Genomic DNA, 17,114 nt, shown 5'->3' with positions numbered 1-17,114 from the left:
ATTTCAATCCTTACCAGCTGTTTATTTCCTTATCCGCAGTGTCCTGAGATAGTCCTTCTGTTCCTTCGTGATCCGATAACTTTCAATGGATTTCTGGATCGTCTTGTTATGAGTCCAGATGTCCATTCTCTGTTCTTCCAAAAATGGCAGGATCTTCTCATACTGTTTTGCCAGTGCTGTTGCAAAATACCAGGCCCGCATCATATTTACATAGTATTCTTCCGAGCGGATGGATGCCACTTTCTCAGCATATTCCGGTTTAAATTCTTCATCCAGATAATGACGCATCAGCATACTGATCCCGAACCGGATGGTATAAGGCTTATCCGATCCTATCCAGCGATAAATCTCCCGGATAAATACATCACGGTGTTTTTTCATCATATGGAGCGCCAGCAGATCACAGGTCGCCCAGTTATCAATATACGGAAGAAAACGCTCCAGTTCTTTCAGACATTTATCATAATCTTTGATCTGCTCGATCAGCAGGCCATGGAGATTATTTTCCTCATAATACTGATGGGGAAGAGCTTTCAGAAACATTTCAGATTCTTCTGTTTTTCCAAACTCTTTTGCAAATTTCCGGATCATCGGTGTCCGGATACCGATAATTTTTTCTTTTTTCACAGTCGGAATCAGCCTTGCATGAAAATCCCGATATCCTGTATCCCGCATTTCGAACAGTCTTTTCTGAACATCTCTGGTCATTTCTTCCTGATTCATTTATCATTCCCGCCTTTTACGCCAAAGATCGCGATCAGAGAACTCACAAGCAGAAGTATAGGATAAAACAGTTTCGGCATGATCTGAAAAGCAGAAAGTTCAAATCCCAGTTCCTTTGCCGCCGAAATGGCAACCAGCATCTGGGCTCCGTATGGGATCACCCCCTGGAAAATACAGGAAAATGTATCCAGGATGGAAGCTGTCTTTCTGGAAGTGATCTTATATTCCAGCGCCATTTCCTTTGCAATGGGGTTGGCCATAACAATAGCTACCGTATTATTGGCTGTTGCGATATCCATGGCTCCAACCAGAAGTCCCATACCAAGAAGTCCGCCTTTTTTCCCTTTAAAAACTCTCTGTATTCCGGAAAGCAGTGCTTCAAATCCACCATGCTCCCGAATCAGTGCACACATGGCAGCTACAAGGATAGCTACCATACATGTCTCGAACATCCCGGAAACACCGGAGCCAATATTAGTCAGAAGCTCCACTGGCGTGATATGTCCTCCAAGAAGCATAATAAACGCTCCGGAGACAATTCCGATCAGAAGTACCACAAATACATTGATGCCGATAATCCCACCGATCAGCACCAGAACATACGGAAGGATCTGCACAAGATGATAATCCTGTACCACTCTTCCCTGAATCTCTGTCTGAAAAGACAGAATAAGGATCAGGAGCAGTGTAACAACAGCTGCCGGAAATGCGATCCAGAAGTTTTCCCGGAATTTATCCTTCATCTGACAGCCCTGACCGTTGCAGGCTGCAATCGTAGTATCAGAAATAAAAGAAAGGTTGTCTCCAAACATGGCTCCTCCCATCACCGATGCCACGCAAAATGCCATATCAAAACCGGAAGCTTTTGAAACTGCTACCGCAATAGGGGTAAGAAGCGTGATAGTCCCAACAGAAGTTCCCATAGCCACAGATACGAAGCAGGCAACTACAAACAATACTGCAACGGAAAAACGTGCAGGTATAAGAGAAAGCATACAGTAGGCCACACTTTCTGCACTGCTGCGCCCCACAACCCCCACAAAAGATCCGGCAGTCAGAAAAATCAGAAGCATGGTGATGATATTTTTATCTCCTACTCCTTTTGCCATAAGCTCCAGCTTTCTGTCAAAGCTGATCGTTCTGTTCTGAACACATGCCACCAGGATCGCAGCCAGAAAGGCAACAACAATCGGTACATTATAAAATCCCATGGGAATCTCCATAACATACTCAAACAAAATCCCAAGTCCCAGATACAGGGCCAGAAAAACCCCGATAGGCAGCAGTGCGATCACATTTCCTTTTTTCTTCATTTCATCCATAAAACAATTCCCTTCATCACTCATTGTATTCCCGGTATTTTTTCTCCGGGTGATCTGTGTCTATCATACCATATTTCCTTATCCCTGTCCTGCTGCCGTCATAAACTTCTTTATATTTTTGACACAATCCTGTTATCTTTGATATTTTTTACCTTATTTAACAAGATTTTCACTAATTAAATCACTCCATCCGTTGAAATTCAGAGTTTTTTTCAGTATAATTGGCTGTAGACAATTGTGAAAAAGATATCCAACATATTTATGGTGATATCTCGGATCACAGTCATTAAAGGAGGAATATGATTATGGCAACATGGAAAAATCTGGATACTCTTGCATCTTACAGCGAGCTTAAGGATCTGAAGGATCATGTAAACATTGCCGAGGCAATGTCCGGTGAGCAGGGTGCAGAACGTGTAAAGAAGTACAGCACACCGATGGCAGCAGGTCTGGCTTACAATTACGCAGCCAAGGAAGTGGACGAGACTGTTCTTGACGCACTTTCCAAACTGGCTGACGAGGCAGAGCTGGTTGAGAAATTTAAGGAATTATACAACGGTGCAGTGATCAACACAGGCGAGAAACGTATGGTTCTTCACCATCTTGCACGTACACAGCTTGGAAATCCAGTTGTTGTTGACGGCGTGGACAAGCGTGAGTTTTACCTTGCACAGCAGAAAAAAGCTGCTGATTTTGCAGATAAAGTACATTCCGGTGAGATCACAAATGAAAACGGTGAGAAATTCACAACTGTTGTACAGATCGGTATCGGCGGAAGTGACCTTGGACCACGTGCATTATATATCGCACTTGAGAACTGGGCAAAAGCTAACAACACATTCAAGATGGAAGCAAAATTCATCAGCAATGTAGACCCTGATGATGCAGCTGCTGTTCTTGCATCTGTAGATCTTGCTCATTCCCTTTTCATCGTTGTATCCAAATCCGGTACAACACTTGAGACTCTGACAAACGAAGCATTTGTAAAAGATGCCCTCACAAAGGCAGGTCTTAACCCATCCAGACATATGCTTGCAGTAACAAGTGAGACATCTCCTCTTGCCAAGAGTGATGAATACCTTACAGCTATTTTCATGGATGACTATATTGGCGGACGTTACTCTTCTGTTTCCGGTGTAGGCGGAGCGATCCTTTCCCTTGCATTCGGACCGGATGTATTCGCAGCAATCCTTGACGGAGCTGCTGAGGAAGATAAACTTGCAACAAACAAGAACATTCTTGAGAACCCGGATATGCTGGACGCCCTGATCGGTGTTTACGAGAGAAACGTACAGGAATATCCTTCTACTGCTGTTTTACCGTACTCCCAGGCATTAAGCCGTTTTCCTGCACATCTTCAGCAGTGTGATATGGAGTCCAACGGTAAATCCGTAAACCGTTTCGGTGAACCTGTTGATTATGTAACAGGACCTGTCATCTTCGGTGAGCCAGGAACAAACGGACAGCACTCTTTCTATCAGCTTCTCCACCAGGGAACCAACATCGTTCCTCTTCAGTTCATCGGCTTTAAGAAGAGCCAGCTCGGCGTTGATGTTGATATTGAAAACAGCACAAGCCAGCAGAAACTTTGCGCAAATGTTGCTGCTCAGATCGTAGCTTTTGCCTGCGGCAAGAAAGATGAGAACCTGAACAAAAACTTCAAGGGCGGCCGTCCTTCCAGTATCATCGTTGGTGAGGAGCTTACACCGAAGGCTCTTGGTGCCCTTCTTGCTCACTTCGAAAACAAGATCATGTTCCAGGGATTCGTATGGAACCTGAACAGCTTTGATCAGGAAGGCGTACAGCTTGGTAAAGTCCTTGCAAAACGTGTTCTTGCTCATGATACAGACGGAGCACTGAAGGTTTACAGTGATCTTCTTGACATCTGATAATCAGATAAGTACCGTCCCGGGATTTTTTTCGGGACGGTTTTTCTGTATATGTGGCCTTAACCATGAAAGGAATTCTTAAATATGCAGCAGATAAAAATGATCGGTCTTGATCTGGACGGAACTCTTCTGAATACAAAAAAAGAGCTCACAGAAAATACCAGACGTGTTCTAAGGGAAGCTATTGATGCAGGGATCCTTGTTCTGATGGCTACCGGCCGGCCGTATACCGGCATTCCCGAGGAACTGAGAAATTTTCCGGGGATTCACTACGCTCTCACTTCCAACGGAGCCAGAGTCCTTGATACAGACCATAATAAACTTCTTATCGAGCAGCTTCTTCCTATGGAAAGTGCAAAAAAAGCTCTTCGTATCTTCGAAAAATACGATACATTAAGTGAAATCTATTTTGACGGGCAGGGATATACAGACTCTGCCAAGCTTGACAATGTAGGAAAATATCATCATGATCCCAATATGTGGGATTATGTTAGATCCACCCGTATTGCAGTTCCTGACATCTGGGATGTGATTGCTAAAGAGCACCGCAATATGGATAAGGTGCAGGCACTTTTTGCCAACCTGGATGAGCGTGCAGCTGCCTGGAAGGAATTAAGCGAACTTAAGGAACTGGAGCTTGTCGGTTCCTTAAGCTATAATATTGAGATTAATGCAGCAGGTGTCAATAAAGGAACTGCCCTTGTTGCGTTGGGTAAAATGCTGGGAATCCCACGAGAATCTATTATGGCATGCGGAGACGGCGACAACGATGTCCATCTTCTCCGGGAGGTTGGCTTCGGCGTAGCCATGGCCAATGCACAGTCGCAGGTAAAAGATGTGGCGGATTATATTACTTCTTCTAATGATGAAGATGGTGTAGCACGTGCGATTGAGAAATTTGCACTGAATCGATAAAAATAATCTATTATGTATATAAAAAGGAACCGACAGTTTTACACTCTGTCGGTTCCTTCTTCTATCAATATTCATAGTTTCCTGCCGGCTGTTTGATCCTGGTAAGAAGATCATGCCAGGACTGATCCCAGATATACCATTTTCCGGTTTTGGAGTGCTTGTATGTACAGATCCATCTGGAGCTGTCACTGCCTGCAAAATCAGTAAATGATCTGTAGATCGCAGGAGTGGTCTGGGTCGGTTCAAAATACGGGATATCTTCACTGATGGAATTTCCCTTACCCGGAAGTGTATCCTGTCTTAACGTAATGGAAATCGGTTTAGACGGAGTATAATTGTTGGCCGGAGTTGCTCCATTCAGGTAAGAATTGCCAAGATATTTATATCCGTTATCCGCTTTCATACGATCCCTCAAAAAGTTTTTGTAATACGGGGTCATCTCTTTATTGTTGAGATAAGAAAGCATCTCCTCGCAGTCCGTTGGATTGGTCGGTGTCCAGGTACGATATGCAAGGATCAGAAGAGCCATGGTCTTATATCGTCCATCTGATGTTGTGATATCATACTGTTTCAGCTCTGCCACATTGGTAGGGATCGTGGTAAAAGTATAGGTATAGGTATTTATCGTTACATCAATGACTTCTTTCTGTCCTTTATCATTGGTAATCTCTTTCTTTGCAGATTTCGTCCCTTTTGTAAGAACCGGCTCCTCCTGTTTCTTTACTGTCTGTGTTACGCAAACAGTGCAGATGCCTCTCCAGGTGCTTTTATCCCTAACCTGGATCTTTGTTGTTCCCAAATTCACTGCTGTTACTTTACCTTTACTGTCCACGGTTGCAACAGACGGATCATCACTGGTCCATACAAGAATCTCTTTATAATTTTTTACCTGAAGCTGCTTTACATCACCTTTATTCATATTTAAGGTTGTGACATTTAAAGATGGTTTCGGCACCGGTGTAGGTGTCGGCTTCGGTTTCGGTTTCTGAGCTGCTTTTACTGTGACCTTACAGGTAAATTTCTTTGTATTTGCTTTCGCTGTGATCACTGCATTTCCTTTTTTCACTGCGGTGATCTTTCCTCTGGAATCCACACGTGCGATCTTGGGATTAGAGGAAGAGTATTTTACTTTCACAGTTGTTCCTGTCAGCTTAATGGCATAGAATTTCTTTTCTGTCAATGTCAGCGATGTCTTGCTGAGCTTCGGTGTTTCTACCTTTACAACACATTTATATGTTTTTTTGCTTACCTTTGCAAGAATTGTTGCGGAACCCTTGTTTTTTGCAACTACCTGGCCTTTGCTGTTAACGGTTGCAACGCTCTTTTTGGAAGATCTCCAGGTAACCTTCTGCTTGGTCCCGGTAACCTTAAGTGTTGTCTTCTCACCTTTTAAAAGAGTTACTTTTGTTTTGTTCAGTTTTGGTGCGGCACTGACAGATACGCTTCCAAATGTCATCGTAAAGATAAGGCTGAGTGACAGCAGAAAACAAAACAGCTTTCTTTTCTTTTTCATTTTGATTTCCCCCTTTCCGGTAAAACACACATTTATGATTTGTATCGCTTTAATCATATTTTAGGGGGAATTTCTGACAAAAGCACTAGCACTTATGATAGTATCATTATAAATATAAATACCGCGTCTACATAGGCAGAAAACAAAGACTTCCACTAACATAAACACGGCACATATATTCATCCCTATTTTATTTATTCGGAATACCCATAATGATACAGTCACGTAACATAGCCAGTGCATGTGCAGTGGTCTGCTCACGGATCCGCATACGGTTTCCTGTGAAGTGGAACTCTTTTGCAATGGTCCTGCCTTCGTAGCAGCAACCCATAAATACAGTTCCAACCGGAGTTTCTTTTGTTCCGCCTCCTGGTCCTGCAAGCCCTGTTACAGAAATACTGATATCTGCACCAGATTCCTTACATGCCCCTTTAGCCATCTCTCTGGCACATTTGGCAGATACTGCTCCCTTTTCCTTAAGAGTGGATTTCTTCACACCAAGACACTTATGTTTCGCCTTGTTGCTGTATGTGACAAAGCCATATCCAAACACATCTGATGCACCGGATACATTAACAATACGCTGGGCGATCATTCCGCCGGTCAGAGATTCTGCCAGGGAAAGCTTAAGATCTTTTTCTTTCAGAAGATCGATCACTGCCTCTTCCAGTGTCTTACTCTCATCTGTTGCAAAAATATTCTCACCGAAGCGTTTTTTCAGTTCTTTTACAACAGGTTTGATCAGCTTTTTGCAGGCTTTTTCATTCTCTGCGCTCGCTGTTACACGAAGATGTACTTCACCGGTTTTGGCATAAGGTGCAATGGTTGGATTGGTCTGGCTTTCAATCAGATCCTGAATCTCCTCTGCTACCTGACTTTCCCCGATACCACTGATCTTCACCATCTGGGACACTATGATCTCCGGCTGATTCTTCTGAAGATACGGAACGATGTACTCCTCGAACATGGGCTTCATCTCATCCGGAGGGCCCGGAAGAAGAATCGCTGTCTTTCCCTTCTTCTCCAGGATCAGTCCTGGTGCAGTTCCATTATGATTGTCAAGAACAATTGCTCCTTTGGGAACCATAGCCTGTTTGTAATTATTCTTTGTGATACGTCTCTGAGGATTGTTTTTCTCATATTCCTTCAGATATTTATCGATCAGTTTTCTTGAATGGGAATCTTCTTCAAGCGGCATTCCCATCAGATCAGCAGTCACTTCCTTGGTGATATCATCCTCAGTCGGACCAAGGCCGCCTGTAAGGATCACAACATCAGAACGGTTCAGTGCGGTACAGATCACATCCCGCATACGTCCCTCATTATCACCTACTACATCCTGATAGTAAACATTTAACCCAAGCAACGCACATTTCTCAGAAAGATAGGCACTGTTGGTATTTACGATATTTCCCAGAAGAATCTCTGTTCCTACGGATATCAGTTCTGTAATCATAGAAAGAAACTCCTTTCGTATATTAACTTCCCTACTCCTGCATGGAAAGAACTTTTCGATTCTGCATGATATAAGTCAGCAGAGATATAACAGTCAGTGCAACAGACAGCCAGATAAACACTTCTGTCAGTATTGCAAAAACTCCTCCAAAATCCACGATCAGAAGTATGATCATGATCATCTGGGAAACAGTTTTGAATTTTCCCCAGTAATTTGCGGCAATAACAACTCCGTTCTCAGCTGCGATCAGACGGAATCCACTGATGATAAACTCACGTCCGATAATAATGATCACAACCCAGGCCGGAAGTCTGTCAAGCTCGATCATGCAGATCATGGCAGAGCATACAAGAAGCTTATCTGCCAGAGGATCCATAAATTTTCCAAAATTAGTAATCAGGTTATATTTTCTGGCAAGGTGGCCGTCGAACCAGTCGGTAACACTTGCTGCGACAAAAATCGCAAGACAGATCCAGCGGTTGGCTTCACCGCCCCATCCTGTCAGCATAAAAACTACAAGAAACGGTACGAGTATCATTCTTGCAACTGTCAGTTTATTCGGTGTATTCATCGCTAAGCACTCCTATCAAATCATACTCAAGCGCGCCCGTTACACGTACCTTTGCAAAATCACCTGTCATAAGCAGTTCTCCTGTCTGAACGAAAATGTAACCGTCAACCTTCGGTGCATCCCCGTAGGTACGTCCGATATAGGCACTTTCATCTGCAACTTTCCCTTCGATCATCACAAGAAGCTCCTGACCGATGCGGTCCTGCCCCCTGTCATAAGAGATCTCCTGCTGAAGTTCCATCAGCTCGTCTCTTCGTTCTTCCTTCACTTCCTCCGGAATCTGATCTGCCATCTCCGCTGCCGGAGTATCCTCTTCCGGTGAATAAGTAAAAACGCCAAGACGGTCAAATTCCATCTCATCTACGAACTCTTTCAGTTCTTCGTGGTCTTCTTCTGTCTCACCCGGAAATCCGGTGATCAGCGTTGTACGCAGTACGATATCCGGAATCTCTTTGCGAAGCTTTCCGACAATGTCGATCAGCTCCTGTTTGGATGTGCGACGACCCATTCTCTTAAGAATACGATCCGAAGCATGCTGAATCGGAATATCCAGATAATGACAGATCTTCTTCTCATCGCGGATGGTATCGATCAGCTCATCATAGATTTCCTCCGGATAACAGTAGAGAACACGGATCCAGCGGATACCTTTGATCTCACAGAGTTTCTGTAAAAGAATATGAAGAGATTTTTTTCCATAGAGGTCTTTACCGTAAACGGTGGTCTCCTGGGCTACCAGGATCAGCTCCTTCACACCCTGCTCTGCCATATCCTCTGCCTGGTCGATCAGACGCTCCATGGGAACACTTCGGAATTTTCCGCGAAGCTTCGGGATAATACAGTAAGTACAGTGCTTGTCACAGCCTTCTGCGATCTTCAGATATCCGAAATGACCGCCGGTTGTAAGAACACGTTTGCTTCCTGTATCCGGAAGATAATCGATATCACGGTATTCCTCAAAATGATTACCAGCTGCTGCCTCTTCCAGAGCCTTTACGATGTCGCCGTAGGATGTGGTTCCAAGAACAGCATCTACCTCCGGAACCTCTTCGATGATCTCTTTCTGGTATCGCTGTGCCATACAACCGGTAACGATCAGTGCATGGCAACTTCCTGTTTTTTTGTACTCTGCCATTTCAAGAATGGTTTCTACACTCTCTTCCTTGGCATCCTTGATAAAACAGCAGGTATTGATCACGATAGCATCTGCCTTTGTTTCATCGTCTGTGATCTCATGACCTCCGGCTGTAAGAAGTCCCAGCATTTCCTCGGAGTCCGCCAGGTTCTTGTCACAGCCAAGAGAGATGAATAATATTTTCATAAAATTACTCCGCTTCTGTCTGAACTGCTTCAGCAGTCTCAGCGCCCTCTGCGGTCTCGCCCTCTGCTGCCTCAAGAGCCTCTTTCTCTGCTTCCAGAGCTTCAATCTCTTCCTCTTCTTCCTGTCCCGGAAGGATCTTTACTTTACCTTTGTAAAGCTCGTCAATCGCAACGGAAAGAGGTTTCTTACCTACTGCGCCAGGTACAAGCGGCTCTGCTCCGGCAATCAGCTGGCGGGCACGTTTGCTTGCTGCAAGGACAAGAGAATAACGGCTGTTCAGCACGAGAGCCTCATCATCGTCCTCGTTGTTTGTGTTGATAGCCTCAATTAATTCTGAATAAGATGGATGTATCATATCTTTTCTCCCTTCTGTAACGGCAGGGCCGTATTTAACTTGTTAATTGATATTTATAAAAAAGCTTCTGCTTCTTTCTGAATCCTGGATACAAAATCATGGTTCCTGGATGCGCGCATACGTTCGCACCGGATAGTCTCATGAAGTGTATCAACGCATTCCTCCAGATCATCATTGATCAGAAGGTAATCATATTTATCCATTCCTTTGGATTCCTCAACAGCTCTTCTAAGACGTCCGTTGATCACATCCAGAGTCTCGGTTCCTCTTCCCACAAGACGGTTCTTCAGCTCTTCCATAGATGGCGGGCAGACAAATACAAGCAATGTATCCGGGAATTTCTCACGGATCTTCATAGCTCCCTGGATCTCAATTTCCAGGATCACATCCCTGCCGGATGCAAGCTGTTCTTCCACATATTTACGCGGAGTGCCGTAATAATTCTCTACATACTGTGCATACTCGATCAGGCCATCTTCCCGGATCATCTGCTCAAATTCTTCTTTTGTGCGGAAGAAGTAAGCTTCTCCATCCTTCTCGCCTGGTCTTGGATTTCTGGTAGTGACAGAAACAGATAATGCATAATTGTCATATTTCTCCATCAGCCGTTTCATGACGGTACCTTTTCCGGAACCGGAAAAACCCGAAACAACAACTAAAATCCCTTTACTCATTTCCTTCCTCCCTCTCTTCCTCTCCATACGCTTCCGAAAATCTCTTCGCAATGGTCTCCGGCTGCAGAGCGGAAAGAACAAGATGATCATCTGATGTAATGATCACTGCCTTGGTCTTTCTCCCCTGTGTAGCATCAATGAGGATACGTGTTCCCTTAACGCTCTGGATCATGCGCTTCACAGGTGCGGCATCCGGACTTACCACTGCCACGATCCTTCCTGAATTTACAACATTTCCAAAACCTACATTGATCAGCTTCGCCATTTCCGCTCTCCTTTTCTGCCGGTTCTTATTTCCAGATGGTTATTCAATATTCTGGATCTGCTCACGGATCTTCTCGATCTCGGTCTTGAGGTCGATTGCTGCATTAGATACTGTAAGATCATTGGATTTGGACAGGATGGTGTTCGCCTCACGGTTCATTTCCTGTGCCATGAAATCCATCTTACGTCCTACGCCTTCGTTCTCATCCAGGATCCTGCGCATGCCATGGATATGGCTTCGAAGACGTACCGTCTCCTCGTCATTGCAGATCTTATCTGAAAAAAGTATCACCTCTGCGGCAATCCTGGAATCATCGATCTGGTTATCATCAAGAAGTTCGTGCATCTTGGCTTCCAGCTTCTCCCTGTAGGCCTTCACTACTTCCGGAGAACGTTTTTCCACCACATCGACCTTTGCTTCCAGACCGTCCAGTTTCCCAAGAAGATCCTGTTTCAGATTGGTGCCCTCACGCTGGCGGGTTTCCACAAACTTCCGACAGGCCTCATGAAGCGGACCCTCCAGAAAATTCCAGAGTTCTTCCTCATCCGGAGCCTGCTCTTCCATTGTAAATACATCCGGATATCTGGAAAGTGTGGAAACACGAATATCATTCTCAATCCCCAGCTCCTCACTCATCTGGTTCAAATAGCCCAGATATTCCTTTGCCAGCTCTGCATTGTATTTCAGAGCCATTCCGCCCATTGTATAGTCTTCATAGGTGATGAACACATCAACCTTGCCGCGGCGGATATAGGTCTTCATCACATTTCGGATCTCTCCCTCAAAATAGCTGAGTCTTTTCGGCATCTTGATGTTCAGATCCAGATATCTGTGATTGACGGATTTCAGCTCAACAGAAACCTTACGTTCTTTGGATACTGCTTCCGCTCTGCCAAAGCCGGTCATACTTTTTATCATGTTATCCTCCAATACTGCCTCTTAAGTTTATCAGCTGCAGGTAAATGCAGCCAATGATTGCATACAGATTTATTATAGTTCATTCCAAAACCCTAGTCAAACTCTTTTTTTACTGTTATAATGATCGATGTTGAAATGGAGGTAAAAAACATGGCATTTGACGGAATTACAGTTTCTGCTCTTGTGGCAGAGATCGACGATAATTTAAAAGGCGGACGCATCAACAAGATCGCCCAGCCGGAAAACGATGAACTTCTTATCACAGGAAAGGGTGCCAATGGACAGAAACGGCTTCTCTTAAGTGCAAGCGCATCCCTTCCTCTGATCTATTTTACAGATAAGAACCGTATCAGTCCTTTAACCGCACCGAACTTCTGCATGCTTCTCAGAAAGCACATCGGAAGTGCACGTATCCTGGATGTAAAGCAGCCGGGAATGGAACGTGTGGTGGAATTTGAGCTTGAGCATCTTAATGAGCTGGGTGATCCCTGCAGAAAGCGCCTGATCATGGAACTGATGGGCAAGCACAGCAACATCATTTTCTGTGACGAACAGGGAATGATCCTGGACAGCATCAAGCATGTCTCTTCCCATATGAGCTCTGTCCGTGAGGTTCTTCCCGGAAGAGAATATTTCATTCCCAATACCCGGGATAAAGAGAACCCTCTCACTGTTTCCGAGGAGGAATTTACACATCATATCTGCAAAAAACCTCAGAACATTTCCAAGGCTCTCTACACGTCTCTTACAGGTATGAGCCCGGTAATGGCTGAGGAGATCTGCTACCGTGCTTCCATTGACGGAAGTGATGCAGCACAGTCTCTGGATGAAGCTGCATGTACCCATCTTTATCATACATTCCTCAGGCTGATGGAACAGGTGCAGAGCAGAGAGTTTACACCGAACATTGTTTACCGCGGTGAGGAACCTGTTGAGTATGGAGTTTTTCCATATCAGCAGTTTGGCAGTGAATACCACAGTGAAACTTTTGACAGCGTTTCCACCATGCTGGAAACTTATTATGCAACCAAGAGTCTGCTGACACGCATCCACCAGAAATCTTCCGATCTTCGGCGTGTAGTACAGACTGCTCTGGAACGTAACCGTAAAAAATATAACATCCAGAAAAAACAGCTGAATGATACTGCCAAAAAAGATAAATTCAAGATTTACGGTGAACTGATCAACACCTACGGATACGGGCTTGAGGAAGGCTGCAGATCCTTTAAGGCACTGAACTATTATACCAACGAGGAGATCACTATTCCTCTTGATCCGACACTGACACCGGCGCAGAATTCCAAGAAATATTTTGATAAATACGGGAAGCTGAAGCGTACAGAGGAAGCCGTCACAGAACAGCTCGCAGATACGGAAAGTGAGATTTCTCATCTGGAATCTATCTCCAATGCTCTGGATATCGCCAGATCTGAAAGTGACCTTTCCCAGATCAAGGAAGAGCTCACTGAGTACGGCTATATCAAACGTCACTACACAAACAAAAAAGGCCAGAAAGCCCAGCCGAAATCCAGGCCGCTTCACTATATATCCAGTGATGGTTTTGATATCTATGTCGGAAAAAACAATTTCCAGAATGATGAACTGACCTTTAAGTTCGCAACTGGAAATGACTGGTGGTTCCATGCAAAAAAAATGGCCGGCTCCCATGTGATCGTCCGCACCAAAGACGGCGAGCTTCCGGACCGTACCTTCGAAGAAGCAGGCCGCCTGGCAGCCTGGTATTCCAAAGGACACTCTGCTCCCAAGGTAGAGATTGATTACATCCAGAAAAAACATGTCAAGAAACCTGCTGGTGCAAAACCTGGTTTTGTTGTTTATTATACCAACTATTCTCTGATGGCTTCTCCGGATATTTCAGATCTGAAGGAGGTTACGGAGTAATAACTATTCAATAAAAAACCTTCCTGTGTCTGATGCATCTCCAAGATAATGCAGATATATTTCTTTAATCTGTAATTATCTGTTATGAGAAAGCTCTTTGGATACAGGAAGGTTTTTATTTTGTAAACAGTTAATAAAACAGATATTCTTAACCTGCATTCCCTGCTTATTTATAACTAAATATCTGCCTTATAGTTATTCCGTTATATTTCCAGATTTTTCTTCACTGCCGGAGCAATGGACATATCTGCCTTATGATACGGAATCAGAGTTGACTGCAACGCATGATACAGATCGGATTTTCCCGGCCATACAGTTCCTTTCAGATGATTTTTCTCATCCAGCTGGTGGAACCAGGAACCGTTTTCGTGATCCATGACCACTTCATCCAGGTACTTCATAAACTCAGCATAATCTATCGCATATTTCTCCTTACCGGTCACATGGTAAAGAACTGCGGAGGTATTGATCGCTTCCGCAAGAGTCCAGTGCATACGGTCATGTACCACCGGTTTGCCATTCCAGTCTGTCGTGTATACAATTCCCGGTGCACCATCTGCATTCCAGCCATCTTTTATTGCTGTTGTGTAAAGTTTCTCTGCTGCCTGGAGATATTTTTCCAATTTTTCTTTCTCTTCCCCACAGTTTGCAAGCGCCCACTGTGTGATCAGTCTTGCCCACTCGATTCCATGTCCCGGTGTTGCGCCGTATGGCTTAAACGGATCATCCGGACGGTCACGGTTACAGTCAAGATCTGCCACCCATTCTTTCGTAAAATGTTCCGGGATCCTCCAGGAGTTATCTTCCGCCCACTGGATCACATGATCAATGATCCTGCCTGCACGAATGTGATATTTTTTATCTCCGGTGACATCTCCTGCTGCCAGAAAAGCTTCTACCGTATGCATATTGGCATTTAATCCACGGTAATCATCCAGCACAGTAAATTCCGTATTCCAGGTATCACAGGCCAGCCCTTCCTCTTCATTCCAGAAATGTCGGTCATAAACAGCCAATGCCTCTTCAAGGAGCTCTTTCGCCCCAGGTCTTCCGGCTGTCAGTGCGGAAGATGCAGCCAGGATCACAAAGGCATGTGCATAACACTGTTTGTTCGGCATAATATCTCCCTCCTGTGTCACACCTGCATACCAGCCGCCGTTTTTTTCATCGTGAAGCTCTCCCTTAAGGCCCTTCAGTGCCGCATCCACAAGCTCTCCGCTTCCTTCATGGCCAAGCATCAGCCCCAGGCTGTATACATGTGCCATACGGCAGGTGATCCAGGTTTCCCGGTTTCTGTTCTTCCAAGGTGTTCCGTCATCCCCCAGATAATAGGAACCTCCATTCGGTGAAGGAAACCGATGTCCGAAATTCAAAAGCTCCTCACAGGATGCTTTCAGGAATTCCCGGTTTTCTTTTGTGTTGATCTCATATTTGCTGTTCATTTCAACCACCCCATCTGTTTTTCTTTAGGATATCATTCTTTTTGGGGGACTTCAATTCCTTTGGAGTATTTTGACATATTGATGAAAAAAGGAGAATGCCTTATATGCATTCTCCTCATATCAGATTTCTTAATTCCATTACCGTAACGGTCACAGACATCCCTGTATTAATCTACAAAACAGGTGATCACATAACGGTCATTTTCCATGATCACGTCAGAAACATTATCTTTGTCCCAGATCGCATCACTGATGATGTCTTTCAGCTTATCATCCATAATGATATTAAAATTCTCCTCGATCACCTGAAACGGAACTCCCTCATTCTCCTGTGCATACTCCATGATAAAATCAAGAATCTTCTCTTCCATACCTCAAAATCTGCCTTTCTGTAAATACTAACGTTTAATATATTACATCAGATTTCCGTGAATGTCCAGATTATTTTCCTGCCATATCCATGCGGTTTTCCATAAGATATTACACCTGTATACACACGCCCCTTCAAATTTCGCCCTATATCAGAACCTGGTATGCCGGTTCACATATTTTGCTTTATATTTGGAGTACACAATGGTCTGATCCTTATAAAGACCATAATATCCCGATGCTGCATAACTGATGGATACTGCGATCAGATAGAAAGATACCCCTTTAAATCCAAACATTTCAAAAGCGATCAGAATCGATGTGATCGGGCAGTTGGTTACACCACAGAAAACTGCTGCCATTCCGCAGGCTGCACAGATTGACGGAGAAATCCCCATAAGATTTCCCATCACACAGCCAAAAGTGGCTCCGATGCAGAAAGAAGGTACGATCTCTCCCCCACGAAATCCTGCGCGCATAGTCAGTGCAGTAAGCACCATTTTCCAGAAAAAAGCGAAAGTATCTGCCTGTCCGTCTTCCACCGCTCTCTCTATAAGCTCTGCACCTGCTCCCATATATTCATTTGTTCTAAGCATAAAGGTGACTGCAATGACCAGACATGCTCCAGCCACCACGCGAACATATTTATTTTTAAACCATTTGACATACAAGCCTGCAGCGCCATTTAGTGCAATACAGAATACAATACTGACAACTGCGCATCCCAGCGCCACAACACCCATTTTCAGTCCGCTTTCTATTGTGAGCGCGGGAATATCCGTCACGTGAAAGCTCTCCGGTGTAATACCCATTCCTGCCGCAAATCCGGAGGCAACCAGCGATGCGATCATACACGGCATCAGCGCCGCATAGTACATCACCCCCACACTTACCACCTCCAGCGCAAAAACTGCCGCTGCCATCGGCGTTCCAAACAACGCTGAAAACGCCGCGCTCATGCCGCACATGACAATTACATGTCGGTCCTCCTCGTCCAGATGGATCCACCTTCCAAGCTGATTGGCAATGCTTCCTCCAAGCTGGATCGCTGCCCCCTCACGTCCCGCAGAACCACCGGTAAGATGAGTCAGTGCCGTTGTGATAAAGATCAGTGGTGCAGAGAGGATCGGCACATCGTCTCTGGAACGCACAGTAGAAAGAACCTGGTTGGTCCCTCCATCCTCTTTTCCAAGCTTCTCATACAAAAATACAATAATAAGTCCGGATAACGGCAATAAAAGAAAAATCCATTCATGAGCCTTCCTGTAACCGGTTACTGCCTTCAGTGTAACAGAAAACAGTGTACTGGCTGCCCCTACGATACATCCTGTAACAACAGCAAGAACCAGCCACTTGATCAGATTTGACATATCCCGGCTGATTCTTGCACTGTAATAATATAAATGCTCCTTTAATCTTTTGTTATGATCTATCCCCATGTTCCTTCCCCTCTTTTCTTTGTTGTCTGCATTATACTAC

The 17,114-nt window shown here is 44.6% G+C and carries 15 protein-coding genes and 1 pseudogene; 3 read left to right on the top strand and 13 right to left on the bottom strand.

Annotated features, from left to right (window positions below):
• Positions 1–21: 21 nt before the first annotated feature.
• A complete protein-coding gene (locus HFM85_RS03570) occupies positions 22–723 on the bottom strand; it encodes a DNA alkylation repair protein (protein WP_173737011.1) in 702 nt (233 codons plus the stop codon).
• The gene (locus HFM85_RS03565) at positions 720–2,045 is read right to left on the bottom strand and encodes a Na+/H+ antiporter NhaC family protein (protein ID WP_173737012.1); all 1,326 of its coding nucleotides are present in this window, start codon (positions 2,043–2,045) and stop codon (positions 720–722) included. Before HFM85_RS03565 ends, HFM85_RS03570 begins: the two co-directional genes overlap by 4 nt.
• Positions 2,046–2,350: 305 nt before the next feature.
• Here HFM85_RS03565 and HFM85_RS03560 point away from each other — a divergent pair, with 305 nt between their 5' ends.
• Both HFM85_RS03560 and HFM85_RS03555 read left to right on the top strand, forming a co-directional pair.
• Positions 2,351–3,934 carry a glucose-6-phosphate isomerase gene (locus HFM85_RS03560; protein ID WP_173737013.1) on the top strand — a complete coding sequence of 528 codons (1,584 nt, stop codon included), beginning with the start codon at positions 2,351–2,353 and terminating at the stop codon, positions 3,932–3,934.
• An 84-nt stretch (positions 3,935–4,018) separates the two neighbouring features.
• Positions 4,019–4,849 carry a Cof-type HAD-IIB family hydrolase gene (locus HFM85_RS03555; protein ID WP_173737014.1) on the top strand — a complete coding sequence of 277 codons (831 nt, stop codon included), beginning with the start codon at positions 4,019–4,021 and terminating at the stop codon, positions 4,847–4,849.
• 64 nt (positions 4,850–4,913) lie between these two features.
• Here the strand turns inward: HFM85_RS03555 and HFM85_RS03550 are convergent, their stop codons facing one another.
• From HFM85_RS03550 to HFM85_RS03515, 8 genes and pseudogenes are all read right to left on the bottom strand, one after another.
• A complete protein-coding gene (locus HFM85_RS03550) occupies positions 4,914–6,362 on the bottom strand; it encodes an Ig-like domain-containing protein (protein WP_173737015.1) in 1,449 nt (482 codons plus the stop codon).
• Between the two features lie 190 nt (positions 6,363–6,552).
• Positions 6,553–7,818, bottom strand: coding sequence for a competence/damage-inducible protein A (locus tag HFM85_RS03545; protein ID WP_173737016.1), 1,266 nt, complete (start codon positions 7,816–7,818; stop codon positions 6,553–6,555).
• Between the two features lie 31 nt (positions 7,819–7,849).
• Positions 7,850–8,389 carry a CDP-diacylglycerol--glycerol-3-phosphate 3-phosphatidyltransferase gene (gene pgsA / locus HFM85_RS03540; RefSeq protein ID WP_173737017.1) on the bottom strand — a complete coding sequence of 180 codons (540 nt, stop codon included), beginning with the start codon at positions 8,387–8,389 and terminating at the stop codon, positions 7,850–7,852.
• The gene (gene rimO / locus HFM85_RS03535; RefSeq protein ID WP_173737018.1) at positions 8,373–9,710 is read right to left on the bottom strand and encodes a 30S ribosomal protein S12 methylthiotransferase RimO; all 1,338 of its coding nucleotides are present in this window, start codon (positions 9,708–9,710) and stop codon (positions 8,373–8,375) included. Before rimO ends, pgsA begins: the two co-directional genes overlap by 17 nt.
• 100 nt (positions 9,711–9,810) lie before the next feature.
• Positions 9,811–10,065: pseudogene (gene rpoZ, locus HFM85_RS03530) on the bottom strand (DNA-directed RNA polymerase subunit omega); the annotation flags it as partial.
• A gap of 53 nt (positions 10,066–10,118) precedes the next feature.
• Positions 10,119–10,739, bottom strand: a complete 621-nt coding sequence (gene gmk / locus HFM85_RS03525; protein ID WP_173737020.1) for a guanylate kinase — start codon at positions 10,737–10,739, stop codon at positions 10,119–10,121.
• A complete protein-coding gene (locus tag HFM85_RS03520) occupies positions 10,732–11,004 on the bottom strand; it encodes a DUF370 domain-containing protein (protein WP_173737021.1) in 273 nt (90 codons plus the stop codon). Before HFM85_RS03520 ends, gmk begins: the two co-directional genes overlap by 8 nt.
• Positions 11,005–11,043: 39 nt before the next feature.
• Positions 11,044–11,922 (bottom strand): YicC/YloC family endoribonuclease, encoded by an 879-nt coding sequence (locus HFM85_RS03515; protein ID WP_173737022.1) that lies wholly within the window; start codon positions 11,920–11,922, stop codon positions 11,044–11,046.
• A 150-nt stretch (positions 11,923–12,072) separates the two neighbouring features.
• On the opposite strand from HFM85_RS03515, the gene HFM85_RS03510 reads away from it, so the two are divergent.
• A complete protein-coding gene (locus tag HFM85_RS03510; RefSeq protein WP_173737023.1) occupies positions 12,073–13,824 on the top strand; it encodes an Rqc2 family fibronectin-binding protein in 1,752 nt (583 codons plus the stop codon).
• A 203-nt stretch (positions 13,825–14,027) separates the two neighbouring features.
• Here HFM85_RS03510 and HFM85_RS03505 read toward each other — a convergent pair whose 3' ends face one another.
• From HFM85_RS03505 to HFM85_RS03495, 3 genes are all read right to left on the bottom strand, one after another.
• Entirely contained in the window at positions 14,028–15,266 is a 1,239-nt protein-coding gene (locus HFM85_RS03505; RefSeq protein ID WP_173737024.1) for an AGE family epimerase/isomerase, read from the bottom strand.
• 167 nt (positions 15,267–15,433) lie between these two features.
• On the bottom strand, positions 15,434–15,637 hold the full coding sequence (locus HFM85_RS03500; protein WP_173737025.1) for a hypothetical protein: 204 nt from the start codon (positions 15,635–15,637) through the stop codon (positions 15,434–15,436).
• Between the two features lie 150 nt (positions 15,638–15,787).
• Positions 15,788–17,074, bottom strand: a complete 1,287-nt coding sequence (locus HFM85_RS03495; protein ID WP_173737026.1) for a chloride channel protein — start codon at positions 17,072–17,074, stop codon at positions 15,788–15,790.
• Positions 17,075–17,114: the final 40 nt, after the last annotated feature.

Origin of the sequence: Blautia schinkii (assembly GCF_013304825.1) — a bacterium.
GTDB classification, from domain to species: Bacteria; Bacillota; Clostridia; order Lachnospirales; family Lachnospiraceae; genus Blautia_A; species Blautia_A schinkii_B.
Note: the sequence above shows the minus strand (reverse complement) of the source record. Positions and strands in the feature narration are given on the sequence as shown.